Below are 26,415 nucleotides of genomic sequence, written 5' to 3' on the forward strand. Positions count from 1 at the left end.
TCGGCCAAGCTTATGCGTTTAATCGTCTTCACCGCGGGATGTCGGCGACAGCGTCCCCGTGCGGCGCCAGAATAACGTTTTTCAAGACGGATTGAAGGAGTTTCTTGAGGCCTTTCGGGATCGGCGACGACGTCGCTTTTCTTTCTCGTGACGCGGACGACGCTTGGCAGCGACGTGCGCACGAAGATAATCTGCTGCCGCTTTCCGGGAGAGACCAACATGCCATTGTCAAATGTGGAGTACGTCGCCCTCCGGCTCGTCCGGAAGTTCCTGTTCACGGATGCCTCGCTGATGCGGATCGGGCGCCTGCTGCCGTACTATCAGGCGAATATCGGCATGCAAACCCCTTACCCTATCGTGCAAGGGTGGGGCAGGGCACTTGGCGGTGCCGAGCCCTTTCGTGGCGTGCGCATCCTGGAGCTCGGCTCTGGCGCAACGAACTCTGCGGCCTACTGCCTCGCCAGCCAAGGGGCCGAGCGCGTATGTGCGGTCGAGCCTTTCAGATCCCTGGATGCGGCTGCGGACAGCGTCGCATTGCGAACGGTCGCCGCCGATGCCGGCTGCGTGCCGGATGATCTGGCGGACAGGGTGGTACGCCTCGGCAACGTCGAAGATGTTGCCGAGGCGTCCATCGACCTTGTCGTTTCCCATTCGGTGCTCGAGCACCTGTCGGAGCCGGAGGCGGTGCTGCGCTCGCTCGATCGCATACTGGCGCCCGGTGGGCGCATGTGTCACGCGGTCGATTTCCGCGATCATTTTTTCAAGTACCCCTTTCATTTTCTCCAGTTCGAAAAGCACACCTGGACGCGGTGGCTTGATCCCGGAGACCTGCCGCGCTGGCGCCTGAGTGACTATCTGCGCCTGTTCGACAAGATGGGATATCGCGCCGAGGTGCCGGTTCAGGAATCGGACGCGGCGGGCTATGCAAAAATCCGCGACCGGGTCAGCAAGGATTTCGATCGCGATGATCCTACCATGTCCGTCACCTTGGTGACGCTGGTGGCCAGAAGGGCCGCGTAGCCGAGAGGATACCGGGAAGCCCGCCGCTACTGTACGGTCGCGATCACGCCAAATCCCCGATCGTCAAGAACGCGCAGGGGGCGGCCGGATACGTTGGCCCAAAGAGCGGCGTCGAAGGCGATGTCGGCCGCGGGAACGTCCTGATGGGGAACGCGAGGGAAATATTTCATTCGTACGCCTTCTCCCCACGGCCATCTGACAGGGTTGCGATCGGCCGGCACGGCCGCCGTGCCGGCGATACGAATGCCGCCCATTTCAACGCGGCCCGTCCGCGTCGTCAGGATCAGGCGCAACTGCGGCCGCCATGCCGAAGCATCCAATTGGCGCCATGTCGCGGGTCCTTCTTCTATGGCGATGCGGTCTTTCGCGATGGTGCGTTCCTTGGCATCAACCAGCTTCCATTCAACCTCTCCGCGCCCCCGCAACAGGAGGTATGGCGATCCGGTCGGGGTGCGTTCGAAGTCGACGACGACACCCGAACTGGGAGCGAGATCGACCCACCCCTGATTGTGGCGGACTGGGTTGAAAAAGGCGACCCGCCGGACATCGGCAAAACCGGAGCCGGCCAAGTCGCGTTTCCCGGACGGGTTCCAATAGACGCGGCAGTCCATGGCGCCATCCAGAAAATGGGCGAACATGACTTCCTTCCGGCTATAGAAAATGCGGCCGCAGCGGCCGTCGGAATCGCGCAGCAGGGTCACGCTGTCAGGGAAATACGCGAAGTCGTCGCGAGCACTGACCATGCGTTCCGCACGGACGATGGCATAGGCGCCGACGATCACATGGAGCATCGCCCCGCAAAGCATGCCCAGAAGGAGAAGCAGGGCGAGCCCCTCGCGCAGGATCGAGTCACCCCGCTTCTCGGGGCCTGCGGCCCCGGCGGCCAGATACGTTTCCATCAACGGCACCGCTACCTTGGCCGCGCTCAGCAGCACCCACGCGAACGCACAGGACAGGAGAAGGGCCAGGGGAACCCAGAACCGCGCGAAGATCTCCGCCGGTATGCGCGGCGACAGATGCAGAAGCGATGCAGCGCACAAGCCGCCGAAACCGGCGAGAAACAACAGAAACGGCCACCGTCGCCATCGTGGCAGCGTGAGGGCCGCAATCACGACGACAGCGACCAGTCCGCCGTAACCCAGCGTCGCAATGGCAGATCGGGCGACGATGCGTGGCATCTCCCTGACATTCGCCAGCACGGCGTCGAGTGCCGTCCCCTCGAACGGCAGGGGTACAATGGGCATCCGCAGCAGAGGCCGTTCGATTACGTAGGGCAGTGCCTCGGAGGCCCCCACCAACCCCACCCCAATCGTCAGGAAGATCCAATCGACGCGAACGTACGGGCGTCGTACCAGCGCCGCGTAGCTCAGCAACAGGGCAACTGCGTAGAACCGGCCGATCGAGTGCCAGGACAGCATGGCGGCCATCAGCACGAGCAGGAAGAACGGGATCATGCCTCGCTGCTCCCGTCTTTCAACGAGCAGCCCAAACGCCAGCATGGCCATGCCGAGCGTCATGTTGCTCGGCACGATCCAGATCAGCCCATGGCCGACGAAATAGGTCAGCGCGAACAGCACCACGGCGATGCCGCCCGCCCACGCACCGACGAGTGCCCGCGCCCAGATGGCAGCACCCACCGCAATCGCGATTCCTCCCAGGATGGTCAACACATTGTATGTCTGAAAGAAGCTCAGTCCGAGCGTTCTCAATACGGCCGCCGTCAGCGAATAGCCCGGAACATGGTTGAGGAAGACATGCCAATAGGCTTCCTGGACCGGTGCGGCGAGTTGCGGGTCGTCCATCACGGCAGACAACTGAACACGCAGGTCTTCCAACGCCACACAATCCTGACGGGGGCATTCGACCATCTGGGCCGTCCGCAGAAGGTACGTCAGGGCATCGTCCGGTTCGACCGGCAAGACGCGATGAAGTGCCGGCCCCAATGTGACGAAGACCTCGACCGCCACGAAAAAGCCAAGGCAGATAGCGAAGAAACGGTTGCCGCTTTGTGCTTCGATTGTCCTTAGAACGCTGCTTGCAAACCGGAGCAACTTGCCGATGACAACGGGCAGATTCATTGGCCAAACGCGCATGTCGACAATGTCCTGTGAGCGTGCTACGAAGCGGTCGAAGCGGGACGGGCAAGCTGGGCGGAGAAGGCGGTCCATGGTGGAGAATTCCACAACGCCAATCAAGGACTACGAGGCGGCTTGGTCGGGCGAGTGGGACGATATGCGACGTCTGGGGCCGACCGCCCGACACATGCGCCGCATCATCACGACCCTAGCCCGTCAACCAGGCATAGGCACCATACTGGATGTCGGCTGCGGCGAAGGGTCTTTGCTGCGCGATCTCGGCCGCCTGCATCCGCAAGCCTCGCTGGCAGGCGCCGAGCTTGTCGAGCAGGGCATCGCCCTGGCCCGCCGGCGGGTGCCGGAGGGCAGGTTCTTCCAACTCGACCTCGAGAAGGCTCATGTGCCGGAGCGGTTCGACTTGGTCGTCTGCACCGACGTGGTCGAGCACATCGTCGATGACGACAGCGCGTTTCGCCACCTCGCGGCGATGACGGGGGGCTATTTGATTGTCTCAACGCTGCAAGGCCGCATGCGGCGGTTCGAACGAAATGTCGGCCATATCCGCAACTACGGCCGCGGCGAGGTGGCCAGCAAGATGGTGGCAAACGGGCTGTCGATCGTGCGTACCGTGGAATGGGGGTTTCCCCTGTATTCGCCTTTGTACCGCGATTTGAACAACGGCATGAACGGCGCGGGAACGACTGGTGAGTTCGGGGCGTTGCGGCGGCTGGCGGCGGAAGGCTTGTACCAACTGTTCCGCCTCAATTCCTGGCGCAGGGGCGATTACGTCGCGGTGCTGGCCAAGCGGCCATGAAGATCCTGGTTATCTGCTACGAGTTCCCTCCGCTTGGTGGCGGGGGCGGCAAGGTTGCGCGGGATGTCGCTACCGCACTTGGCGCGCGGGGGCACGAAGTCTGCGTACACACGTCGGCTTTTCGCGGTTTGCCCGAGCAAGAGGTCTTGGAAGGCATCATTGTCCGTCGCAACAAGGTGCTGCGCCGGCGGGCCGAAGGGGCGAGCATATTCGGTATGGGCATCTACGTCCTTGCCAGCTTCCTGCCGGCGTTTCGAACGGCCCGGCGTTTTCGGCCCGACGTAATCCATGCTCATTTCGCCGTGCCAAGCGGAGCCGTCGCCTACGCGGTTTCTAAACTCCTTCGTATACCCTTCGTCATTACCTTCCATCTGGGCGACGTACCGGGTGGGGCACCGAGCCAGACGGACGCGGCCTTTCGAATCGTCATGCCCTTTGTCAGGCGGATTGTTGCTGCCGCGGCCGCCCTGACCGCGGTAAGCAGTTTCGTGCGGGATCTGGCCGAGCGGGCCTTTTCTCGCACCGTTACGGTCATCCCCAACGGCGTATCCGGGCGGTCCTCCGAGCGTTCGACCAGAGGTCGGCAAGAGCCTATCCGTCTGATATTCGTGGGTCGCTTTAATAGCCAAAAAAATCTGGATTTGACCCTCGAGGCGCTTGGGGGGCTTTTGGATCAAGATTGGACTTTGGATCTGGTCGGGGACGGACCGGATATGGCCAAGGCTCGTGACCTGGTTTCAGCCTTGCAGCTTATGGAGCGCGTTCGCTTTCATGGCTGGGTGGAGCCGGAGACGGTGGACCGTATCATGGCCATCGCCGACGTCTTGCTGATCCCCTCGAAGTTCGAAGGCATGCCTGTTGTTGCCGTCAACGCCCTCAGGCACGGCTTGGCCATCGTCGGCAGCACCGCTCCCGGGTTGGCGGACGTTCTTTTGGACGGCGTAAACGGTGCCGCCGCTCCCGTCGATGACATGGTGGCGTTTCGGACCGGACTGGCGGAACTGATGTCGGATCGCCAACGCCTGGGCGCCTATCAAGCGGCCAGTTTCGATCTCTGCGAACGGTTCAGCCTCGACCGCATTGTCGACTCTTACGAGGCCGTCCTGGCGCGAGCGGCGACGGCGGGCTAAGGTCAGTAATGCGGGCAGACGGTGCAGATGAAGGGCCGGTCCCGGTAGAAGCGGTCGCGGAAGGCGGTATAGCTCTCGCTATGCCAGATCGCCTGAAAATCCTCTTTGAGGATGTTGCCGAAATTGATCGTCGAGGGGTCGGCGATCGTGCAACAGGGGGTTACGTACCCCTCGGCCGTGATGAATGGGCTGAGCCACGGCTGCCGGCAGGCGCCCAGACCATTGCCCCCCTTATCGTTGATGACTTGAATGCGGCGGCGCCGGCCCGTGTCCAACAGCCTTTGTAGCACGGTCTTCACTTCTTCGTCGCTCACCTTGCTCTCGTCCATCTTGGCTTGGCCGAATCCGGTCAGGTAATCCTGGAAACATACGCGATCGACCCCCCGGTCGGCGCAGTACTCGACGAGCTTTTCCACCCCTGGGACCGTTTCCTGCATCAAGATGGACCGCGTACCGACGATCGGTCCCTTGGTTCCGCGTTCGCGGCGGATCTCCAGGACGCGATCGAGGTTGCGAAGCACCTTGGGAAGTGACGCGCCCGACCGTGTCTGTGCAAAAACCGTTTCGTCAATGCTGTTAATTGAAAAAGATATCTCTTCGACCCCGGCCTCCATGACTTCCACGAACTTCTTCTCGTTCATAAGGGTGCCGTTGGTGTTGAAGGAGCAGGTAATGCCCCGCTGCCTCGCTAGGCGGATCATGTCTGGCAGGGACTCGTTCAGAAGAGGCTCACCGATCCCCTGCAGGACGATATGAACGAGTGTTGGAATCTGGTCCAAAACCCGGCGAAAATCGTCCACCGTCAGATCGCGCTTGGCGTAGTTCTTGTAGGCTCGATCCGTTCCCAGAATGCAGGTTTCGCACCTCAGATTGCATCGGTTGGTCGGTTCCAAGATGATCGCGGGCGGCATGAACGTCGGATTTGCCGGCAGTTCGGTCCGACTGACCGATGACGCGATTCTGGCAACGTTGCCGCCGCGAACGATCGGATTGTGGGTGACGATCCGCTTCACGTAGCCCGATCCGCAGCGCACGGTCGCCTTTTCGTGCAATTTGCGTAGGTTGTCGATCACACGAAGCGCCATGCTACCGTCCTGCCAAGCTGGGAAGTTCCGTTAACAGATTTTGTTCGGGCCGCCACAGCGGGCCATCGGCAACTGCGTCCAAGACTAGCACAAAGCCAGTCAAGTGGGTCTCTGAAACTTTCCCCGCAGGAGATACAGTAAGCCGGGCAAAGTGGTCAACAGCGCTATCATCCGCACCAGGATCGCGATCGTGAGGGAGAGCTGGGTGGTGACGCCCACCTGCGTCAGCAGGAGAACGAATCCCGCCTCCTGAAGGCCGATCCCGTTAATCGTCACCGGCAACAGAACGATGATCTGAACCAGTGCCATAACGGCAAATATCTCAAGGAGGGTCGCTCCCGTCCCCACGCCATCGGCCAGCAGGTATACGGTACCGAAAGATGTCGCTTCGGAAAGCAACGACAGGCCCAGACACGTCGCAATGACAATCGGCCGTCGGGCGAGAAGGGTGGTGGCGGTCAGGGTTTCGTGTCGAAGCGCCGCGAAAATGTCCCGCAGTCGCGGCAGACAGATCAACCCGACCAGCAGGAGGGTGATGGCAGCGATGGCGATGACGCCGACCGCGAGTTGCCCCACAGTGGGGACGTGCAGGGTGAATGACCGCCATAGGTCCGGGACGAACAGGACACAGAGGCCCAGCAACAAGACGGCGAACAGGTTGAGCATGCGATCTCCCACGAGCAGGGGTACCGTCTTCCGATACTCATGCCCATGGCGCTTCAGGAACGTCGCCCGGATGGCATCGCCGCCGACCGTGGATGGCAGAAAATTGCCGGCATAAGCCCCGATGAAGGTGAGTTGCATGATGGGCCAGTAGCGCACGGCGCTGCCAGTTGCCCGCATCAATATCTGCAACCGTTTCGACACCAGCAGGTAACACCCCAGGCGCCCCACCAAAGCCACGAGAAAAACCCATCCGGCGATACGCCCGAAAGCATCGACTTGTTCGGGCCAGGATATATGCCAAACCAGCCAGCCACATAACGCTAGCGAAACAAGCACACGGGCAAGTGATAACAGACGGCTTCGGGTCATTGCGCCATCCGCTCCTACAGAGAACCGCTTCCGCTCCGCCCACCAGGCAAACGAACGGAGGCCACGAGACAGAAGAAGCCGTGTTGCAAGGCCACTGAAAGGCCGGTCCCGCCGCGACAAATCCGGATTCACCATATGTGGCCGGGATGCGTTGATCAACACCATCTTTCCCGCGGCAGTGGCTGGGCAATCCGCGCCCGGGGAACGACGCACCGCCGTTCCCCGGGCCACGGTCGGCATGCTTCTGTGCCGAGCCCGATGGACAGCAGATGCGTCCTCAACTAAATTCCGGCCCATGAACGACGCAGCATCAACGGATCGTCAAGACGGCCGTGCACCCCTGGTTTCCGTCGTGCTGCCGTGCTTCAACGCGCACCGGCACTTGCGACAGACGTTGGACAGCGTGCGCGCCCAGACGTTCCGGGATTTCGAGATTGTCGTCGTCGACGATGGGTCGAACGATCCCGAGACCTTGACCTTTCTCGACAGTGTGGGTGACGACGTTCGTCTGATCCGCCAGCGCAACTATGGCCTGCCGGCCGCGCGCAACACGGCGTTCCGGCATGCGCGAGGCACCTATGTGCTGCCGCTGGACTGCGACGATTGGCTGGAGCCGACGTTCCTGGAGAGGGCCATCGCGAAGATCCGCACCATGCCCCCGCGCTCCTTCGTGTTCAGCCACTTGAGCCTGTGCGGGGACATGTCCGGCACCGTCGAGAAGGAATACAATCACTTCGAGCAACTGTTCCTCAATCAGCTTCCTTATTGTCTGCTGCTGCCGAAATCGGTGTGGTGCGAACTCGGCGGGTACGACGAAAGCATGCGTCGCGGTTACGAGGATTGGGAATTCAACATCCGTCTTGGGCGCCATGGTGTGGTCGGCGCGCCGTTGCGCGAACCGCTTTTCCACTACCGCGTCAGCCAGACCGGGATGTTGAAGGCCATTTCAGGGCCGCGCCACGGCACCTTGTGGCGGGACATTCAGAAGAAAAACCCCAACGCGTACCGTCTTCGCGGTCTCGTTGCGTCCTGGTTGATGTGGCGGGAGAAGCCCTCGACCTACTATCTGGGGTTATATTTCTTCTGGCTGGCGCTGCACCGGGTACTGCCGAAGCCGCTTTTCGCCAAGCTATTCCAGAAATTGATGCCGTACTCTCAGTCCGCGCGCGTTTCGCGCAAGGCGATGGCGGGGTGACCGGATCAAGTTGCCGTCGGCCGATCAGTCTGTTGGTGCCGCTGCTTTTTTCCCGTGCCATGCCCAGGCGTGGGCGATCTGGGTCTCCAAATCGGCGTGGCGTAGCGTCCAGCCAAGCACGTCTTTCGCCCGACCCGCATCGCTGACCAGGATCGCCGGATCGCCGCTCCGGCGCCCCGCCATTCGCGTCGGGATCTCGCGCTTCGTCACGCGGCCGGCCGTGGCGATCACTTCCTTCACCGAATAGCCGTTGCCGTTGCCGAGGTTGAATGCCTCGGCCGTAGGTTGCGTTTGTCCTCGCAACCAGCCGAGGGCCAGGACGTGGGCGTCGGCCAGGTCGCTGACGTGGATGTAGTCGCGCACGCAGCTTCCGTCAGGCGTGTCGTAATCGTCGCCGAAGATGGTGATTGCCTCGCGACGGCCCAGCGCGGCGTCGAGCGCCAACGGGATGAGATGGGTTTCGGGGTCGTGGTCTTCGCCGATCTCGCCGTCGGGATCGGCGCCGGCCGCGTTGAAATAGCGCAACGCCACTGAACGCATGCCGTAGGCGGGGGCGTAATCCGCCAACATGCGTTCCACCATCAACTTGGTCCAGCCATAGGGATTGGCGGGCCACGTGGGATGATCTTCACCGACCGGCGTTTGGCGGGGCGCGCCATAGACCGCGGCCGAACTCGAAAAGACGAGGTGGCTGATGCCGGCGTCTTTCAGGGCGTTGAGAAAGGTAATGGTCTCGGCCACGTTATTGAGATAGTACCGCGCGGGATCGACGACCGACTCGCCGACGGCGATGAAACCGGCCAGGAGCACCACGGCGCTCGGACGATGCCGGTCGATGACTTCGGCGAGCCGGACCGCGTCCCCCAGACGTCCCTTCTCCAGGGGGCCCCATTTCACGGCCGAGGCATGGCCGGTCGACAGGTCGTCGTAGCAGACCGGAAGGTATCCATTTCGCGCCAGCGCCTTGCAAACATGGCTGCCGATATAACCGGCGCCTCCGGCCACCAGGATGGTTTCGCCCATGATCGTTCGTTTGCTCCCATCGCCAGCCGACTGCAACTGTGAGAAAAAGTGCCGGCGAGCCGTTTTTCACTTGAATGGCTTCCCAAGGCAAGCCTTGATGCGAAAAATTATCGGTTCCCGCCTCGCCCATATTTGAGAGAGACATGCGCTCCGTCAACGCTCCGGAAGAACCCCAGGCACTCATGGCGGTGTCGGTCAGGATCGCCGCCGTCGCCATGGGATTGTCCAGCTTGGCGCTGCTGAACAGTCGGGGGGCGTTCGCTGCCATCCTTGTGGCGGGCATGCTGGCGATGCTGTTTTCACCTGGGCGGGCGGAGACGTTCCATAATTTCCGCCGGGCCGCCGTCACGCCGCAGGTGACGATTGCGGTGGCGGTTCTGACCGCTTGGGTACCGAGTACGGTGCTTTCCTATCTCCCATGGGCGTCGGTCCAGGTGCTGGCGCGGATGGCCCTGTTCCTTGCGCTGGGCGTGTGGGTGTATGCCTATTTCAGTGGTCGGCCGCGGGCGTTGGATCTTCTGCTCAAGGTGTTGTTCGTCGGATTGGCGTTTGGCCTTCTCGTCGCCGATTTTGGCGTCTGGGCTTTTCCCGACGTGATGGTGCTCGTCAAAGGCCGTGTCGCATCCTCGACCGAGCACGCTGTGCTGATGGTCAAGGGCTTTGCCTCGGCGGCGGTTGTCCTGGTGCCGTTCGTGGCATGGGCGGGATGGCGGCTCGGCGGCTTGTGGAAAGCGGCATCGCTCGCGTTGGCCATGGGCTTACTCACCCTGGCCGTGCTGGCGGGCAGTCGGGCCGGCATGGCGGGGTTGATCGGGGCTCTGGGCATCGTGCTTGTCGCCTGCGTGACCCGCGGTGAATCCCGCCGCTGGGCGGCTAGCTTGGTGCTGGTCTTCGTCCTTACGATCGCCGGCATTCTATTTTATCTGAGCGCCCGCCCGCATGGCGGCCCGGTTCCGGAGGACGCGCTGATTTTTCCGGCATGGCTGGTCGATTCTCATCGTCAGGTGATCTGGCAATACGCCTTGCATTTGGTCGAACAGCGTCCGTGGGTCGGATGGGGCATCAACACCATCAATCTGGTTCCGCAATTGCCCGGGACGTCGTCGATCGAATTCGGTGTCCCCGTTCTGCCCAGCCATCCGCACAACTGGGTTCTCGAGGTCTTTGCCGAAACCGGGATCATCGGCGGTTTAGCCATGCTGATCGCTGTGGCGCTGCAGTTTTTCACCATGTTGCGCCGATATCGCATGGGCGGAGAGGGAAGGATACTCGCCGCGCTGGCGGCATCGGCGGCCTTCTTCGTTTCTGGCCTCTTTAATTTCTCGTTCTGGTCGGCATGGTGGCAGGTTTCATACGTTCTGGTCTTGGCGCTGCTGTACGCGGGGCGGCCTGCAGAAGCCGGGAGAGAGACGCCACGGCAGCGCAGCGGGTCGATCTCCACGCCGACGCCTCCTTGACGCCCGCCCCGAATTCTTGCACAGAAGGCATCTCCGGGGCGGCCTCGCCCGCCCCTACTCCTTTTTTTCCGAAGGCTGGAGTCCAACGGCATGAGCGAAGCTGACACCCCCAACGACGAAGGCGCCCGCGATTTCATCCGCGACATCATCCGCGCCGACCTTCGCGAGGGCCGGCATCAGGCGGTCGTCACCCGCTTCCCGCCGGAGCCCAACGGGTATCTGCATATTGGGCACGCCAAGTCGATCTGCCTCAACTTCGGCGTCGCCGAGGAATTCGGCGGTCGCTGCCATCTGCGCTTCGACGACACCAACCCCTCCAAGGAAGAGCAGGAATACATCGACAGCATCATGGAAGACGTGCGCTGGCTTGGCTTCGACTGGGGCAAGCACCTCTACTACGCGTCGGACTATTTCGAGCAGCTTTACGCCTGGGCCGAACACCTGATCCTGGCCGGCAAAGCCTACGTCGATGACCTGACGGCCGACGAGATCCGCGAGCATCGCGGCACGCTGACCGAAGCCGGCCGCAACAGCCCCTATCGCGACCGTTCCATCGAGGAGAACCTCGATCTTTTCCGCCGCATGCGGGCCGGCGAGTTCCCTGACGGCAAGCGGGTTCTGCGCGCCAAGATCGACATGGCGTCGGGCAACATCAACCTGCGCGACCCGGTGCTCTATCGCATCCTGCGCGCCACCCATCCGCGCACTGGCGATGCCTGGTGCATCTATCCGACCTACGATTTCGCGCATGGCCAGTCCGACGCCATCGAGGGCATCACGCATTCGCTGTGCACGCTGGAGTTCGAGGATCACCGCCCCCTTTACGACTGGTTCATCGACAACCTGCCGGTGCCCTCGAAGCCGCGCCAGATCGAGTTTTCTCGCCTCAACCTGACCCACATGCTGGTCTCCAAGCGCCGCCTGATCCAGTTGGTGCGCGACGGCCACGTGCGCGGCTGGGACGACCCGCGCATGTCGACCCTGAGCGGCATTCGCCGACGCGGCATTCCGTCGGCGGCGATCCGCGATTTCGTGCACCGGGTCGGCCTGACCAAGAGCGAGAACGTCATCGAGATGGCGCTGCTCGAATACTGCGCGCGCGAGGTGCTGAACAAGACGGCAGCCCGCCGCATGGTGGTGCTGAATCCCTTGAAGGTGGTGATCGAGAACTATCCCGAGGGACAGGTCGAGGAACTCGATGCCATCAACAATCCCGAGGACCCGGCGGCCGGCAGCCGCAAGGTGCCCTTCGGCCGTGAGATCTTCATCGAGCGCGACGACTTCATGGAGGAACCGCCCAAGAAGTTCTTCCGCCTGGCGCCGGGCGCCGAAGTGAGACTGCGCTACGCCTATTTCGTCACCTGCACGGGGGTGGTGAAGGACGCCGCCGGCCAAGTGACGGAGCTGCGCTGCACCTACGATCCGGCGACGCGAGGCGGCGATTCGCCCGACGGGCGCAAGGTCAAGGGCACGATCCATTGGGTGTCGGCAGCCCACGCGCCGGTGGCCGAGGTCCGGCTCTACGACCACCTGTTCGCCAAGCCCGATCCGGGCGCACGCGGCGATTTTGTCGACGACATCAACCCGCACTCCCTCACCGTGCTGACCGACTGCCGGATCGAGCCGGCGCTGGCCGAAGGCGCCCCCGGCGAGGCGGTGCAGTTCGAGCGCCAGGGCTATTTCTGTTTCGATCGCGACTCGGCTCCGGGCAAGCCGGTGTTCAACCGCACCGTGGCCCTGCGCGACACCTGGGCCAAGATCCAGGCCAAGGACGGCAAAGGGTAAGGGTCAGGCCCGACGGACGGTGAACCCGTCGAAGCGGCCGGCCAGGCGTTCGAGGAAGGGCCCGTCGTCAAGCAGGACGGTCCCGGGAAAGCGGCCGGGCGCCTTCGATTCGCGGCATTCCTGAAGGGCCCACGTGCGGACCCCGCGGCCGGCCAGATCGTCGGCCAGCCGCAACAGGTCGTCGCGGCTTACCAGCCTCTCGTCGACGGTGGTGCGGACTTCGTAGGCGACGCCAGCGGCCTGTACCTCGGCCAGGCTGCGGGACGCCTTCTCGCCGTTGCCGGCGATGCCGGTGACCCCGGCGTAGGCGTCAAACGCCGTCTTGGCGTCGAATCCCACCCAGTCGAGATGGGGCAGCAGGTGCCGCAGGCGGGCGGGATGGCTTCCTCCGGTGTGCAGGGCGACGGAAAAGCCCATGGCCTTGATCCCCGCCACGGCGTCGACGACGGCGGCCTGCAGCAGCGGTTCGCCGCCGCTGACCACCACGGCATCGAGGAATCCCCGCCGTTTGCGCAGGAAGGCCCGGATGTCGCCCCAGGCAACGGGATGCTCCGCCTGCCGTTTCAGCAGGTGGGGGTTGTGGCAATAGGGGCAGCGCCACGGGCAACCCTGGCAGAACAGCACGGCCGCCAGACGGCCCGGATAGTCGATGGTGGTGAGCGGCGCCATTCCGCCCACCACCAGGTCGTCGGCCGCCATCTAGCGGTCGGCGGCGGGCGCCAGGCCGGGTTCCCGGAAGGGAAGACGTTCGGCCTGTTCGCTTTTCTTGCCCGGATTGAACTCGCTGATCGGGCGGTGATAGCCCATGACCCGGGTCCAGATCTCGCAGGGCTGGCGTTCCTCGTCGGCGAGGCGGATTTCGGAAGGGTGGAAATCAGGGGTGGAACCGTGCATCGGAAACTCCTCGATCAGGCGGCGGCCGCCTCGGCCCGCTTGCGGGCAAGGATGTCGGCGTCGCATTTGGGACAGAACTTCTGGGCGCCGGCCAAATAGCCGTGCACCGGGCAGATGGAGAAGGTGGGGGTGATCGTCACATAGGGGATGCGGAAGCGTTCCAGCACCCGGCGGACCAGGGTCTTGCAGGCTTCCGCGCTGGAAATCCGCTCGCCCATGTAGAGGTGCATGACGGTGCCGCCGGTGTAGCGCGCCTGCAGCGCCTCCTGGTGCTCGAGCGCCACGAAGGGGTCGTCGGTGAAGCCGACCGGCAATTGCGAGGAATTGGTGTAGTAAGGGGCCTCGGCCGTTCCCGCCTGCAGGATGTCGGGAAAGCGCTTGCGATCCTCGCGGGCCAGCCGATAGGTGGTGCCCTCGGCGGGCGTGGCTTCGAGGTTGTAAAGATGGCCGGTTTCCGCCTGAAAGCCGATCATCCGCTCGCGCACGTGGTCGAGCAGGCGGCAGGCCATGGCGTGGCCGAAATCGTCGGTGATGTCGTGGGCGCCGCCGGTGAAGTTGCGGATCATCTCGTTGATGCCGTTGACGCCGATGGTCGAGAAGTGGTTGCGCAGGTGGCCGAGGTAGCGCTTGGTATAGGGGAATAGCCCGGCGTCCAGGTGGCGCTGGATGACCTTGCGCTTGATTTCCAGGCTGGTGCGCGCCAGCGCCAGCAGCGTGTCGAGGCGGGCCAGGAGGCCCGCCTCGTCGTGTTTGAAGAGATAGCCCAGCCGGGCGCAATTGAGCGTGACGACGCCGATGGAACCGGTCTGCTCGGCCGATCCGAACAGGCCGTTGCCGCGCTTCATCAGCTCGCGGAGGTCGAGCTGAAGCCGGCAGCACATGGAGCGCACCATGCCCGGCTCCAGGTCCGAGTTGAGGAAGTTCTGGAAATAGGGCAGGCCGTATTTGGCCGTCATCTCGAACAGCCGCTCGGTATTGGGGCCGTCCCAGGGGAAATCCTTGGTGATGTTGTAGGTGGGAATCGGGAAGGTGAAGACGCGACCCTTGGCGTCGCCCTTCATCATCACCTCGATGTAGGCGCGGTTGATGAGGTCGAGTTCGGGCTGCAATTCGCCGTAGGTGAAGGGCATCTCGCGGCCGCCGATGACCGGGGCCTGCTCGCGCAGGTCCTCGGGTACCACCCAGTCGAGCGTGATGTTGGTGAACGGCGTCTGGGTGCCCCAGCGCGACGGCACATTGAGGTTGTAGATGAACTCCTGGATCGACTGGCGGACCTCGTCGTAGGAAAGGCCATCCTTGCGGATGAAGGGCGCCAGATAGGTGTCGAAGGAACTGAACGCCTGGGCGCCGGCCCACTCGTTTTGCAGGGTGCCCAGGAAGTTGACCATCTGGCCGACGGCGCTGGACAGATGCCGGGGTGGCCCCGCCTCGACCTTGCCGGGAACGCCGTTGAAGCCGTCGAGCAAAAGCGAGCGCAGCGACCAGCCGGCGCAATAGCCCGACAGCATGTCGAGGTCGTGGATGTGCAGGTCGCCGTCCCGATGCGCCGCCCCGACCTCGGGCGGGTAGACGTGGCTCAGCCAGTAGTTGGCGACCACCTTGCCCGACACGTTGAGGATCAGGCCGCCCAGGGAATAGCCCTGGTTGGCGTTGGCGCTGACCCGCCAGTCGGCGCGTTCCAGGTATTCGTTGATGGACGAGGCGACGTCGACCAGGGTCTGGCGGTCGCGGCGCAGCTTGCCGTGCTGCTCGCGATAGACGATGTAGGCCCGGGCCGTCCTGAAGTGGTTGGCGGAAATCAGGACCTGCTCGACGATGTCCTGGATCTGCTCGATGGCGGGGGCGCCGGCCTCGAAGCGGTGGCGCAGCACCTTCAGCACCTGGGCCGTCAGCAACCGGGCCTCCTCCTCGCCGAACTCGCCCGCGGCCTCGCCGGCGCGGCGCACCGCCGAGACGATGCGTTCGCCGTCGAACGGCACCACCCGACCGTCCCGCTTGATGACTTGGCCGGGGACGAAACGGGATGCGGCCAGCCGGTCTTTTTCGTTCATGGACATTCCCTTCCTTTCCGTCGCGGGTCGGCGACGGGAACGCGCGAAGGGAAGGGAAACGCGGGCGCGGCAAGGCGACGCCCACGGCTCCGTGGCCCCAGATCGCGAAGGCCCGAACGCCGAACCGCGCGATCGGTTGTCGCGGTTCATGTTCCCGGCAGGTTTTCGGACTTGGAGGCGATCCCCTGGCGCCGGATGATTCCGGACGCCCGGGGTGGGCCTCGAGCCGCGGCTTCCCGATCCGTCGATCAGTGCCTGCGGGGCCGAACGCTCGGCACCGCCTGCGGCTCTTGTTCCTCCTTACCGCTGCGCGTCAGTTCCGGATTCGCACCGGATTCCCTGTTGCCGTTCGCCACAATATCTTGCGTCGAACACCAGGAACTCGAACAGGCTATACCAAATATGGGACCCCGACAAGGCGTTAGGAGGGCTGTCAGGAAGGGCCACTTTCGGTACGGCGGCGATGCCGCTCGTGGCGCGAGATGAACAGGATGGTACCGACGATCAGGGCCATGCCGGCGAACGCCCAAAGATCTGGCAACTCGCCGAAGAACACCATGCCGAGCAGCACGGCGATGGGCAGCCGGGTGAAATCGACCGGCGTCACCGCCGTCGGGCTGCCGATGGCGTAGGCGCGGGCCTGGGTGACGAGGCCGAGGGCGCCGGTCAGCCCAAGGACGATCAGCCACGTCCATTCGACGGCGTTCGGCGTCTGCCAGGCCAGCACGGTCGAGGGCGCCGTGAACACGGCCCCGAAGAACTGGACGTAGAAGGCGAGCTTGGTGGGCGACTCGGTGGCCGATAAGCGCTTCACGTAGATCATGGCAAGCGACAACAGAAAAGCGCTGGCCAGCGCCGCCAGGGCCGGCAGGCTGATTTCGACGTCGGGGCGGGCGATGACCAGGATGCCTGCGAAGCCGATGACGGTGGCGATGCCGCGGGCCGGACCGGCGCGCTCGCCCAGCATCAGGTGCGACATGACGATCATCCACAGCGGCGTCGAAAAGGCGAGCGCGACGGCGTTGGCGAGCAGCATGTTGCTGACGGCGTAGATGTAAAGCACGAAGGCGCCGACACCCAGGATCGAGCGCCAGAAATGGGTGGCCAGGCGCTGGGTGGCGAGGCCGCGGAGGCCGTGGCGCAGCAGCCACGGCAGCATGACCAGGGCGCCCAGGGCCATGCGGAAGAAGACGATCTCGACCACCGGCAGGGTGCGGCCCAGGTACTTGCTGATGGCCGCCGTTCCCGTCAGCAGGACGGCGGTAGCCAGCATCCACAGGATGCCCTTGACGTTGTTCGAGAGAGGAGACGGGGCGGCGGAGAACGGCATGGGTGGGCCCCGGGGGCGGTTACGTGTGGGCGGTGCCGACCGCTTCGGCGATGGTCTTGAAACCGTCGCGGGCCAGCAGCCCGCACAGGCCCCGATTGATGCGCCCGACGACTCCCGGCCCCTCATAGACCAGGGCGGTCAGTAGTTGGACCAGCGAGGCACCCAGGCGGATCTTCTCGTAGGCCTGCTCGGCGGTGAACACGCCGCCGACGCCGACGATGCGGTAGCGCCGGGTGTCCATCCGCCTGTACATCTCGCGGATGGAAAAATTGATCAGCGACTCGACCGGATGACCGGAGACGGCGCCGGGCCACGATTCCCAGACCTCCCTCGGCGTCACCAGGTTGTCCGGTTTGCCGGCCGGCAGGTTGAACACGAACCCCGACACGAAATCGTGCCCCTCGGCCGCTTCGAGCAGCATCTCGATGCCGGGAATGCCGCTTTTTGGCGACACCTTGAGGAAGACCGGGCAGGGGATGCCGACTTCGCCAAGCGCCGCGAGGAAGCGTTCGACGTGCGGTTTGTCGGCGAAAAAGTCCCGGCCCATCTCGGTGTTGGGGCAACTGAGATTGAGGGTGAGATAGTCGGCGTCATCCTTGAACAGCCGGACGGAGCGCAGATAGTCGCCGATGATCGCGTCCTCGCCGTCCGGGCAGGCGCCGGCGCCGCGGTTCGTCTTGACGATGTTGACGCCGAGCGGCACCGCAAGACGGGCGGCGGCGACGCGCTTGGCGATGATGTCGGCGCCGTCGTTCTGCAAGCCGTAATGCACGACCAGGGCGCGGTCGGCGGGCAGGCGGAAAAGACGCGGCTTCGGATTGCCGGCCGAGGGATCGGCCGAGACGGAACCGATCTCGACGTGCCCGAAGCCGAGGCCGGCCAGCGCGCGAACCGCCTCGCCGCTTTTGTCATAGCCGGCGGCCAGCCCCAGCGGGTTGGCGAACGCGAGGCCGCAGACCTCGGTCTCCAGGGACGGGTCGGCAAAGCCGTACAGGGCGGAAAGAAGGCCCTGCGCCCATCCCACGCGGGCGGCCGTCTCGATCGAGGCGTGGTGCATGCGCTCAGCGTCGAACCGGAACAGAAGGGGCCGGACGGCGACGGAATAGAAACTCATCAGGGGGAACTGCCTGGCAGGGTCGGGGAGAGGCCGCCGGCCTCTCTCCGCCCGCGAGAAAGGAAAGATCGGAAACGGCCTACTTCAACGTCGTCATCGGCACGTGGTCCATGTCGTGGAACACCTGGTTCTCGCCGCACATGGCCCAGATGAAGGTATAGGCCTGCGAGCCGACGCCCGAATGGATCGACCAGCTGGGGCTGATCGCCGCCTGCTCGTTGCGCATGATGAGGTGCCGGGTTTCCGTGGGTTCGCCCATCATGTGGAAGACGACGGCGTCCTCGGGCATGTTGAAGTAGAAGTAGACCTCCATGCGCCGCTCGTGGGTATGGCAGGGCATGGTGTTCCACATGCTGCCCGGCTCCAGCTTCGTCAAACCCATCGACAGCTGGCAGGTCTTGAGCACCGCCGGATGCAGGTACTTGTAGATGGTCCTGACGTTGCCGGTTTCGGGCTTGCCCAGCTTCTCGGGCGAGGCGTCGGCGATGTTGATCTTGACCACCGGATAGGCGGTATGGGCCGGCGTGCAGGCGAAGTAGAACTTGGCCGGCTTGGCCGCGTCCTTGCTGCGGAAGGACAGGTTCTTGGTGCCCATCGGGATGTAAAGCCCATCCTCGGTGGCCAAGTCATAGTCCTTGCCGTCGATGCTGACGGTACCGGGGCCGCCGATGTTGATGGTCCCCAGTTCCCGGCGCTCCAGCAGGTAGTCGACGCCGAATTCCTTGCCGGCCTCGATGACCAGCGGCTTGCCGGTGGGGCAGACGCCCCCGACCACGATGCGGTCGATATGGCTGTAGGTCATGGTGACCTTGCCGGGAACGAAAATCTGCTCGATCAGGAACTCGCGGCGGAGCTCCTCGGTCGTCAATGTCTTGGCGTGGGCGCTGTGCATGCCCTGGCGAACGTCCATCGGTCCTAATCCCTTCGTCGTTGTTGCCACCAACAGCCACCCCCCCGACAGACAGACCAAACGGCCCGGCCGTCGCTGGGTGAGGTTCCCCGGACATGTTGACGTGGTCGTGCCCCATCATGGAGACAACGGCCGCCGGATGCAACCGCGAACCGGCCGGTATTGGTCCCGGTCCCGGCCCCGGGACTTCGGTCCGAGGGTGCGCTAAGATGGGGCGGCCGGAACTGCCGAGGTCGAGCCGAATGAAGGAAAGCGCCATTCGTGAACAGTTGGCCATTCACGGCCGGTCCCTCTATGACCGGGGGCTGGCCGGGGGCAGCGCCGGCAACATGAGCGTGCGGCTGGAGGAGGGCGGCTTTCTGGCCACGCCGACCAACGCCTGCCTGGGGCGACTCGATCCGGCGCGCCTCTCGAAGCTGGACGCCGGGGGCCGCCACGTCGGCGGCGACAAGCCGACCAAGGAAACCTTCCTGCACCTCGCCATGTACCGCCGGCGGCCGCGGGCCGGCGCGGTGGTTCACCTGCATTGCACGCATGCGGTGGCGGTGTCGTGCCTGGCCGGCCTCGATGCCGCCGACGTGCTGCCGACGATCACGCCCTATTACGTCATGCGCATCGGCAAATGCCCCCTGGTGCCCTATTTCCGGCCGGGTGACGAGGCCCTGGGCGAGGCCGTGGCCGAACTGGCCGGCGATCATCGCGCCGTCATGCTGGCCAATCACGGCCCGGTGGTGTCCGGTCCCTCGCTGGATGCCGCCGTCTATGCCATGGAGGAGTTGGAGGAAACGGCCCGGCTGTTTTTCCTGCTGCGCGGCCACGACGTCCGCCGGCTGACCGGGGATGAGGTCGCCGACCTCAAGGCGCACTTCCCCCTGTCCTGAAAGCAGCGGTCCCCGCCCCCGCGCGAAGGACGTCCCGCGGCCGGCCCGCGTCTCGTCCGATATCGGTATATTGGATCGATATATTCTTTCCCTGTATATTCCGGTTTGATATATATCGCACGGATATAACTTGTTCGGCGGCTGAGACGGGAGCGAGCATGGACGTGAAGACCCTGTGCCTGGGCGTTCTGATCCAGGGCGAAGCCAGCGGTTACGAAATCAAGAAGCAGCTGGAGGAAGGGCCGCTCGCGCAATTCTGCCGCGCTGGATTCGGCTCCATTTACCCGGCGCTCGGCCAGCTTCGGGCCAAGGGGCTGGCGACGTGGACCGAGCATAACCAGGAGGGGCGGCCCGACAAGAAGATCTACCGGATCACCGACCAGGGGGTGGAGGCCTTCCGCAAGGCCCTGTGCAAGAAACCGTCGCCCGACCGCGTCCACTCGGAATCGCTGTTCATGATCTTTTTCCAGGGCTTTCTTGATTCCGGGCGGGCGGCGGAAATCGCCGGCGCTTACCGGGAAGCCTATCGGCAGATCGCCCAGCACATGCGCGAGGCCGACCTGGCGGAGGCGCCGGGCGGACGCCGGTTCGTCCATGCCATCGGGCTGGCCGTCTATGAGGCGCTCATCGAGGCTGTCGAGCGCAACCGGCATCTGTTGTCCGAAGAGGTGGACAAGGGTACCGCGGCGGCGGAGAGGTGAGGAAAGGACCGTGTCATGAAGCGATCCCATCTGGTTGCGGCCGGCGTCGCCGCCCTGGTGTCGGGTTGGATTCTTTCCGGCCAGATCGGTGTGGGTCGCGTCGCCGAGGACACGATGGCTCCTCGCGCGGCCGTCGCCGAAGAGGCTCTGCCGCACGTGCGTGTGCGGGCCCTGACCGCCGAGGACAGGGTCAACGAGATCTTTCTTTTCGGACGCTCCGAGGCGGAGCGCAGCGTCGACGTCATGGCCGAAACCTCGGGCCGGGTGGTCGAGCGTCGGGTCGCGAAGGGGGACCGGGTCGCCAAGGGCGATGTTCTGGCGCGAATCGCCATCGATGATCGCAACGCCCGCTTGGCCGAGGCCGAGGCCATGGTGGAACAGCGGCGCCTCGCCTTCGACGCCGCCCGCCAGTTGTCCGAGAGGCAGTTCCGTTCGGCGGTCAGCGTCGCCCAGAACAAGGCCGAACTGGAGGCGGCCAAGGCGCAGCTCGAACGCATCCGGCTGGACATCGAGCGCTGCACGATCCGGGCCCCGTTTGCCGGGGTGGCCAATCTGTTGCCGGCCGAGATCGGGCATTTCATCGAGGTTGGCGATTCGGTGGCCCGCATCGTCGACCTCGATCCGATCCTTATCGTCGGTGCCGTCGCCGAGCGCAATGTCGGCCACGTCAAGGTCGGCACCCCGGCGACCGTCCGTCTGCTCGACGGCACGGAAGTCGTGGGGGCCGTCCGCTATGTCTCGAAGGTCGGGACCACGGCGACGCGGACCTTCCGCGTCGAGGTCGAGGTCGACAATCCCGAAGGTGCGATCGCCGAGGGGCTGACCACCGAACTGCGGCTGCCTTTGGCGCGCGTGCGGGCCCATCGGGTGTCGCCGGCGGTCCTTACCCTGTCGGAGGAGGGCGCGGTCGGGATCAAGGTGGTTGGCGAGGGCGACATCGTCGAATTCCACCCGGTCCAACTGGTCGCCGATACGCCGGACGGCATGTGGCTGGGCGGTCTGCCCGAACGCATCCGGCTGATCACGGTGGGCCAGGAGTTCGTGCGGGCCGGCCAGCGGGTGGTGCCGGTTGCCGAAAGCGGGACGGGGCCGTCATGATCGGCGCCATCGAATTCGCCATCGGGCGCTCGCGGGTCGTCATCCTCGTCCTTCTGGTCATTCTCGGGGCGGGGGCCTATGCCTATTGGGCGATCCCCAAGGAATCGGCTCCCGACATCAACATCCCGATCATCTACGTCACCATCCCGCACGAAGGAATTTCGCCCGAGGATGCCGAGCGGCTGCTCATCCGCCCGATGGAGCAGGAATTGCGGACCATCGAGGGCGTCAAGGAGATGCGCGCCACGGCATATGAAGGGGGGGCTTACGTCCTTCTGGAATTCGAGGCCGGCTTCGACGCCGACAGGGCGCTGGACGACGTGCGCGAACGGGTCGACCTGGCCAAGCCGGAACTGCCCGCCGACACCGACGAGCCGACGGTGCACGAGGTCAACTTCAGCCTCTTCCCGGTCCTTCTGGTGACGTTGTCGGGTAACGTGCCGGAACGTACCCTCGTGCGTCTCGCCCGCGAACTCCAGGATTCCATCGAAGGCCTGTCGAGCGTGTTGGAAGCCAAGATCGTCGGCGACCGGGACGAGTTCATCGAAATCCTGATCGACCCGGTCAGGGCGCAAAGCTATGGGCTGACCATCCGCGAAACCATCGAGCAAATGTCCCGCAGCAATCTGCTGGTCGCCGCCGGATCGCAGGACACCGGCAAGGGGCGTTTTTCGGTGAAGGTGCCGGGCCTGTTCGAAACCGTTGCCGACGTCATCGGCGTGCCGGTGAAGGTCGAAGAGGATGCCGTCGTGCGCCTGGGCGACATCGCCGACGTACACCGGACCTTCAAGGACCCGGAAAGCTTCGCCCGGGTCAACGGCAAGCCGGCCGTCACGCTGGAGGTGTCCAAGCGAACCGGGCGGAACATCATCGAGACCATCGAGGCGGTGCGCCGCATCGTCGCCGAGCAGCGGGACGCCTGGCCGGATGCGTTGCGGCGGGCGGTCGGCGTGTCGTTCGCCCAGGACCAGTCCGAGGAAATCCGCGACATGCTGCGCGATCTGCAAAACAGCGTCATCTTCGCGGTGGCGCTGGTCATGATCGTCATCGTCGTCGCCCTTGGCGTGCGCTCGTCCGCGCTGGTCGGCGTCGCCGTGCCCGGCTCGTTCCTGGCCAGCATCCTGGTGCTCGCCTCCTTCGGCGCGACGATCAACATGGTGGTGCTGTTCGGCCTGATCCTGGCGGTCGGGTTGCTGGTGGACGCCTCGATCATCGTCACCGAATACGCCGACCGCAAGATGATCGAGGGCGTCGGACGCCAGGCCGCTTATACGCTGGCGGCCAAACGCATGGCTTGGCCGATCATCGCTTCGACGGCAACGACCGTCGCCGCTTTCCTGCCGCTGTTGTTCTGGACCGGCGTCGTCGGCGAATTCATGAAATTCCTGCCGACCACCGTGGTCGTGGTGCTTTCGGCCTCGCTGGTCATGGCCTTGATCTTCGTGCCGACGCTGGGGGGATTCATCGGCCGGCCGGGCGAAGCCAATGCGGTGACCATGCGGGCGCTGGCCGGTGACGGCGACGCCGCCACCCTGATGGCTCTGGGGGGCCTGACCGGGGCCTATGTGCGCGTACTGCGGACGGCGTTGCACCATCCCGCGAAGATCCTGCTGGCCGCCCTCGCGCTGCTGATCGGCACCCAGGGGCTTTACGCTACGGTCGGCCAGGGCGTGGAATTTTTTCCCGACGTCGAGCCCAAGAACGCCAAATTGCAGATCCGCGCCCGCGGCAACCTGTCGATCCACGAGATGGACGCCCTGGTGCGCGAGGTCGAGGCCCGCATTCCGGCGACCGGCGAGATCGAAACCGTGTACGCCCGCATCGGAGCCGAGCGGAACTCCCAGGAGGCCGAGGACATCATCGGGTCCATCTCGCTCGAATTCGTCGACTGGGACAAGCGGCGGACGGCCGAGGCCATTCTGGACGAGATCCGGCAACGGACCGCCCATCTGGCCGGCATCGTCGTCGATCGTCGCAAGCAGGAGGAGGGGCCGCCGGTCGGCAAACCCATTCATCTCCAGATCACCGCGCGCGATCCCGCCAAGCTTGCCCCGACCGTCGAAACGATCGTCACCCGGCTGCACGAAATTCCCGGGCTGCTCAACATCGAGGACAGCCGGCCGTTGCCGGGGATCGACTGGGAGTTGGGGGTGGACCGCGCCCAGGCGGCGAAGTTCGGGGCCGACGTCAACCTCGTCGGCCGGGCCCTTCAGATGGTCACGACCGGCCTCAAGCTGGGCGAATACCGGCCCGACGACGCGGACGACGAACTCGACATCCGCGCCCGCTATCCGCGTACCTACAGGACCATCGAGGAACTGGACAATGTGCGCATATCCACCCCCGCCGGACTGGTGCCCATCAGCAATTTCGTCGAGCGCACGGCGAAGCCCCGCGTCAGCACGATCAAGCGCATCGATGGCCAACGGGTCATGACCGTCAAGGCGGACGTGGCGGAAGGCGTGAACACCGCGGCCACCCTTGGGGAAATTCAGGCGTGGCTGGCGAGAGCCGGCATCGATCCCTCGGTCCGCATCACCTACAAGGGGGAGGACGAGGAACAGGCCAAATCGCGGGCCTTCCTGGCCAAGGCCTTCGCCATTGCCGTCTGCCTGATGGCCGTCATCCTGGTCGCCCAGTTCAACAGTCTGTACTCGTCGTTTCTGATCCTCTCGGCGGTCATCCTGTCGACGATCGGCGTGCTTCTCGGCCTGATGCTCACGGGGCAGCCCTTCGGCGTCATCATGTCGGGGGTCGGCGTCATCGCGCTGGCCGGCATCGTGGTCAACAACAACATCATTCTGATCGATACCTACGACCGGCTGATCAAGGAGATCGCCGATCCGCTGGAGGCGATCCTGAGGACCGGCGGCCAGCGCCTGCGCCCGGTTCTGCTGACCACGATCACCACCATCCTCGGTCTGGTGCCGATGATGATGAAGATCAACATCGATTTCGTGTCGCGCGAGGTGACGATCGGCGCGCCGGCCAGTCAGTGGTGGTCGCAGTTGGCGGCCGCCATCGTTTTCGGCCTGGGCTTCGCCACCATCCTGACGCTGATCGTCACGCCGTGCGCGTTGATGCTCAGGATCAACGTCCGGGAATGGCGTCGGCGGCGCCGGCACCGCAAGCCGAGCCGGCAATCCATGGCCGGCGTCGGCACCTAGCGCGTCGGCCCGCGTCCATCCTTGTGGCCGAGGGATTTCGACGGAAAGATCGTCACGCCGTTGGGCGCGGCATCGGGGGTGGCCGCCGGTTCGGCAGCGGCTGCCGCGGTGCGTTCCGCCATGCGCCGGTAGGCGCGATAGCCGAACGGAAGGCTCGCGGTGTAGGCCAGCAGGGTGACGGCGATGGTCATCCACGGCGCGTTGATGAGCAGGGCGCCGTAGAGGCCGACGATCAGCATGGTCGGCAGCACCCAATGGTTGGGCACCTTGAACTTCTTGAACGAGAAGGTGGGAAGGCGGCTGACCATCAGGGCCCCGACCCCGACCAGGAACACCGACACCAAAGCCGGGCTTCTGAAGAAGTTCGCGTCGAACTGGAAGGACAGCATCATCGGCAGCAGCACCAAAGCGGCCCCCATGGGGGCGGGTACGCCGGTGAAGAAGTTCGACGCCCAGGCCGGCCGGTCGGGATCTTCGAGGAAGGTGTTGAAGCGGGCCAGCCGGAGGACGCACGCGACGATGTAGATGAGGACCAAAATCCAGCCGAAGCGGCCCAGGTCGTCCATCGTCCACAGGAACAACAGGAGGCCGGGGACCACGCCAAAGCTGACGAAGTCGGCCAGCGAGTCCAGTTCCGCCCCAAATTTGCTCGCCCCTTTCAGGATGCGGGCGAGGCGGCCGTCGAGGCCATCGAGGATGGCGGCGACCATGACGGCGAGAACGGCGTTTTCCCACTCGCCGCCGAGGCCGAAGCGGATGGCGGTCAGGCCGGCGCAAAGCGCCAGCAGGGTCAGGATGTTGGGGATCATCCGATTGAACGAGAGGCCGGCCAACCGGCGTCGACGGGGTGGGGTGGTCTGTTCGGACATGGGGACCTCAGCGAACTTCGCCGGCGCGGGCCGGCTCGTCGGAGTTCAAGTCGGCGATCACCGTTTCGCCGGCGATGGTGCGTTGCCCGAGCGCGACCAGCGGGGCGACGCCTTCGGGAAGATAGATGTCGAGCCGGCTGCCGAAACGGATCAGGCCGAACCGCTGCCCGGCCTTGACCGGCGTTCCGTTGCCGACGTCGCAGCGGATGCGCCGGGCGATCAGGCCGGCGATCTGCACGCAGGCGAGGTCGCGTCCGTCGGCCAGGCCGATCCTCAGGCTCTGGCGTTCGTTGAACTCGCTGGCCTTGTCCAGCGAGGCATTGACGAACTTGCCGGGCCGATAGCTGGCGGCGGCGACCGTGCCGTCGCAGGGAATGCGGTTCACGTGGACGTTAAAGACATTCATGAAAACGGCAACCCGGTTGCGGGGGGCATCGCCCATCCCCAGTTCGGCCGGCGGAGGCGCCCAGTCGACCAGCTGGACCACCCCGTCGGCAGGGCTGACGACAAGACCGGGCCGGGCCGGCGTCACCCGGTCGGGATTGCGGAAGAAATAGGTGCACCACGCCGTCAACGCCAGTCCCAGCCAGCCAAGCGGCTGGGCGACGTAGGCAAGGCCGAGGGCAATCGCGGCGAACACGCCGATGAAGGGCCAACCGTCACGGTGGATGGGCACAAGAACCGTTTTCAGCAATACCGTCGTCTCCACGCGGTTGGATCTGCCAAACCACAGTCTACCCCGCCGGGCGGCCGCAGGTTAAGTGTTGTGTAGGCAAGCCTG

At 64.6% G+C, this 26,415-nt stretch carries 22 protein-coding genes and 1 riboswitch; of the genes, 10 read left to right on the top strand and 12 right to left on the bottom strand.

The window, feature by feature from the left end; translation table 11 throughout:
- The first annotated feature begins 219 nt into the window (after positions 1 to 219).
- Entirely contained in the window at positions 220 to 1,020 is an 801-nt protein-coding gene (locus tag ODR01_RS10675) for a class I SAM-dependent methyltransferase (RefSeq protein WP_316977634.1), read from the top strand.
- A gap of 26 nt (positions 1,021 to 1,046) precedes the next feature.
- On the opposite strand, the gene ODR01_RS10680 is transcribed toward ODR01_RS10675, so the two are convergent.
- A complete protein-coding gene (locus ODR01_RS10680; protein ID WP_316977635.1) occupies positions 1,047 to 3,188 on the bottom strand; it encodes a hypothetical protein in 2,142 nt (713 codons plus the stop codon).
- On the opposite strand from ODR01_RS10680, the gene ODR01_RS10685 reads away from it, so the two are divergent.
- Both ODR01_RS10685 and ODR01_RS10690 read left to right on the top strand, forming a co-directional pair.
- Complete coding sequence (locus tag ODR01_RS10685) at positions 3,187 to 3,909, top strand: class I SAM-dependent methyltransferase (protein ID WP_316977636.1); 723 nt, start codon at positions 3,187 to 3,189, stop codon at positions 3,907 to 3,909. The genes ODR01_RS10680 and ODR01_RS10685 overlap by 2 nt on opposite strands.
- Positions 3,906 to 5,039 carry a glycosyltransferase family 4 protein gene (locus ODR01_RS10690; RefSeq protein ID WP_316977637.1) on the top strand — a complete coding sequence of 378 codons (1,134 nt, stop codon included), beginning with the start codon at positions 3,906 to 3,908 and terminating at the stop codon, positions 5,037 to 5,039. The genes ODR01_RS10685 and ODR01_RS10690 overlap by 4 nt, the downstream gene beginning before the upstream one ends.
- A 2-nt stretch (positions 5,040 to 5,041) precedes the next feature.
- Here the strand turns inward: ODR01_RS10690 and ODR01_RS10695 are convergent, their stop codons facing one another.
- On the bottom strand, positions 5,042 to 6,124 hold the full coding sequence (locus tag ODR01_RS10695) for a radical SAM protein (RefSeq protein ID WP_316977638.1): 1,083 nt from the start codon (positions 6,122 to 6,124) through the stop codon (positions 5,042 to 5,044).
- Between the two features lie 99 nt (positions 6,125 to 6,223).
- Entirely contained in the window at positions 6,224 to 7,159 is a 936-nt protein-coding gene (locus tag ODR01_RS10700) for a lysylphosphatidylglycerol synthase transmembrane domain-containing protein (RefSeq protein ID WP_316977639.1), read from the bottom strand.
- A gap of 295 nt (positions 7,160 to 7,454) precedes the next feature.
- Here ODR01_RS10700 and ODR01_RS10705 point away from each other — a divergent pair, with 295 nt between their 5' ends.
- The gene (locus ODR01_RS10705) at positions 7,455 to 8,354 is read left to right on the top strand and encodes a glycosyltransferase family 2 protein (protein ID WP_316977640.1); all 900 of its coding nucleotides are present in this window, start codon (positions 7,455 to 7,457) and stop codon (positions 8,352 to 8,354) included.
- Positions 8,355 to 8,378: 24 nt separating this feature from the next.
- Here ODR01_RS10705 and galE read toward each other — a convergent pair whose 3' ends face one another.
- The gene (gene galE / locus ODR01_RS10710; protein ID WP_316977641.1) at positions 8,379 to 9,377 is read right to left on the bottom strand and encodes a UDP-glucose 4-epimerase GalE; all 999 of its coding nucleotides are present in this window, start codon (positions 9,375 to 9,377) and stop codon (positions 8,379 to 8,381) included.
- Between the two features lie 143 nt (positions 9,378 to 9,520).
- Between galE and ODR01_RS10715 the strand changes: the two genes are divergently transcribed.
- Positions 9,521 to 10,834, top strand: a complete 1,314-nt coding sequence (locus ODR01_RS10715) for an O-antigen ligase family protein (RefSeq protein ID WP_316977642.1) — start codon at positions 9,521 to 9,523, stop codon at positions 10,832 to 10,834.
- Positions 10,835 to 10,924: 90 nt separating this feature from the next.
- Complete coding sequence (locus tag ODR01_RS10720; protein ID WP_316977643.1) at positions 10,925 to 12,619, top strand: glutamine--tRNA ligase/YqeY domain fusion protein; 1,695 nt, start codon at positions 10,925 to 10,927, stop codon at positions 12,617 to 12,619.
- A gap of 3 nt (positions 12,620 to 12,622) precedes the next feature.
- On the opposite strand, the gene ODR01_RS10725 is transcribed toward ODR01_RS10720, so the two are convergent.
- The 6 genes from ODR01_RS10725 to kduI all read right to left on the bottom strand — a co-directional run bounded on the left by ODR01_RS10725 (position 12,623) and on the right by kduI (position 18,918).
- On the bottom strand, positions 12,623 to 13,318 hold the full coding sequence (locus tag ODR01_RS10725; protein WP_316977644.1) for an anaerobic ribonucleoside-triphosphate reductase activating protein: 696 nt from the start codon (positions 13,316 to 13,318) through the stop codon (positions 12,623 to 12,625).
- Positions 13,319 to 13,513, bottom strand: a complete 195-nt coding sequence (gene nrdD / locus ODR01_RS10730; RefSeq protein ID WP_316977645.1) for an anaerobic ribonucleoside-triphosphate reductase — start codon at positions 13,511 to 13,513, stop codon at positions 13,319 to 13,321. It lies immediately after the preceding gene.
- 14 nt (positions 13,514 to 13,527) lie between these two features.
- Positions 13,528 to 15,564 (bottom strand): ribonucleoside triphosphate reductase, encoded by a 2,037-nt coding sequence (locus tag ODR01_RS10735; protein ID WP_316977646.1) that lies wholly within the window; start codon positions 15,562 to 15,564, stop codon positions 13,528 to 13,530.
- 139 nt (positions 15,565 to 15,703) lie between these two features.
- A riboswitch (cobalamin riboswitch) is annotated at positions 15,704 to 15,958 on the bottom strand.
- A 39-nt stretch (positions 15,959 to 15,997) separates the two neighbouring features.
- Positions 15,998 to 16,894, bottom strand: coding sequence for a DMT family transporter (locus ODR01_RS10740; RefSeq protein WP_316977647.1), 897 nt, complete (start codon positions 16,892 to 16,894; stop codon positions 15,998 to 16,000).
- 19 nt (positions 16,895 to 16,913) lie between these two features.
- Entirely contained in the window at positions 16,914 to 18,008 is a 1,095-nt protein-coding gene (locus tag ODR01_RS10745) for a quinone-dependent dihydroorotate dehydrogenase (protein ID WP_316977648.1), read from the bottom strand.
- Positions 18,009 to 18,087: 79 nt separating this feature from the next.
- Complete coding sequence (kduI, locus tag ODR01_RS10750) at positions 18,088 to 18,918, bottom strand: 5-dehydro-4-deoxy-D-glucuronate isomerase (RefSeq protein ID WP_316977649.1); 831 nt, start codon at positions 18,916 to 18,918, stop codon at positions 18,088 to 18,090.
- 242 nt (positions 18,919 to 19,160) lie between these two features.
- On the opposite strand from kduI, the gene otnC reads away from it, so the two are divergent.
- From otnC to ODR01_RS10770, 4 genes are all read left to right on the top strand, one after another.
- On the top strand, positions 19,161 to 19,799 hold the full coding sequence (gene otnC / locus ODR01_RS10755; RefSeq protein ID WP_316977650.1) for a 3-oxo-tetronate 4-phosphate decarboxylase: 639 nt from the start codon (positions 19,161 to 19,163) through the stop codon (positions 19,797 to 19,799).
- A gap of 158 nt (positions 19,800 to 19,957) precedes the next feature.
- Complete coding sequence (locus ODR01_RS10760) at positions 19,958 to 20,500, top strand: PadR family transcriptional regulator (protein WP_316977651.1); 543 nt, start codon at positions 19,958 to 19,960, stop codon at positions 20,498 to 20,500.
- 15 nt (positions 20,501 to 20,515) lie between these two features.
- Entirely contained in the window at positions 20,516 to 21,598 is a 1,083-nt protein-coding gene (locus ODR01_RS10765) for an efflux RND transporter periplasmic adaptor subunit (RefSeq protein ID WP_316977652.1), read from the top strand.
- Complete coding sequence (locus tag ODR01_RS10770; protein WP_316977653.1) at positions 21,595 to 24,765, top strand: efflux RND transporter permease subunit; 3,171 nt, start codon at positions 21,595 to 21,597, stop codon at positions 24,763 to 24,765. Before ODR01_RS10765 ends, ODR01_RS10770 begins: the two co-directional genes overlap by 4 nt.
- Here the strand turns inward: ODR01_RS10770 and ODR01_RS10775 are convergent.
- Positions 24,762 to 25,634 (bottom strand): CDP-alcohol phosphatidyltransferase family protein, encoded by an 873-nt coding sequence (locus ODR01_RS10775; protein WP_316977654.1) that lies wholly within the window; start codon positions 25,632 to 25,634, stop codon positions 24,762 to 24,764. The two genes, ODR01_RS10770 and ODR01_RS10775, sit on opposite strands and share 4 nt — an antisense overlap.
- Positions 25,635 to 25,641: 7 nt before the next feature.
- Positions 25,642 to 26,343, bottom strand: a complete 702-nt coding sequence (locus ODR01_RS10780) for a phosphatidylserine decarboxylase (RefSeq protein ID WP_316977655.1) — start codon at positions 26,341 to 26,343, stop codon at positions 25,642 to 25,644.
- Positions 26,344 to 26,415 lie beyond the last annotated feature (72 nt).

The sequence above is a fragment of the Shumkonia mesophila genome (assembly GCF_026163695.1).
Classification (GTDB): domain Bacteria; phylum Pseudomonadota; class Alphaproteobacteria; order Rhodospirillales; family Shumkoniaceae; genus Shumkonia; species Shumkonia mesophila.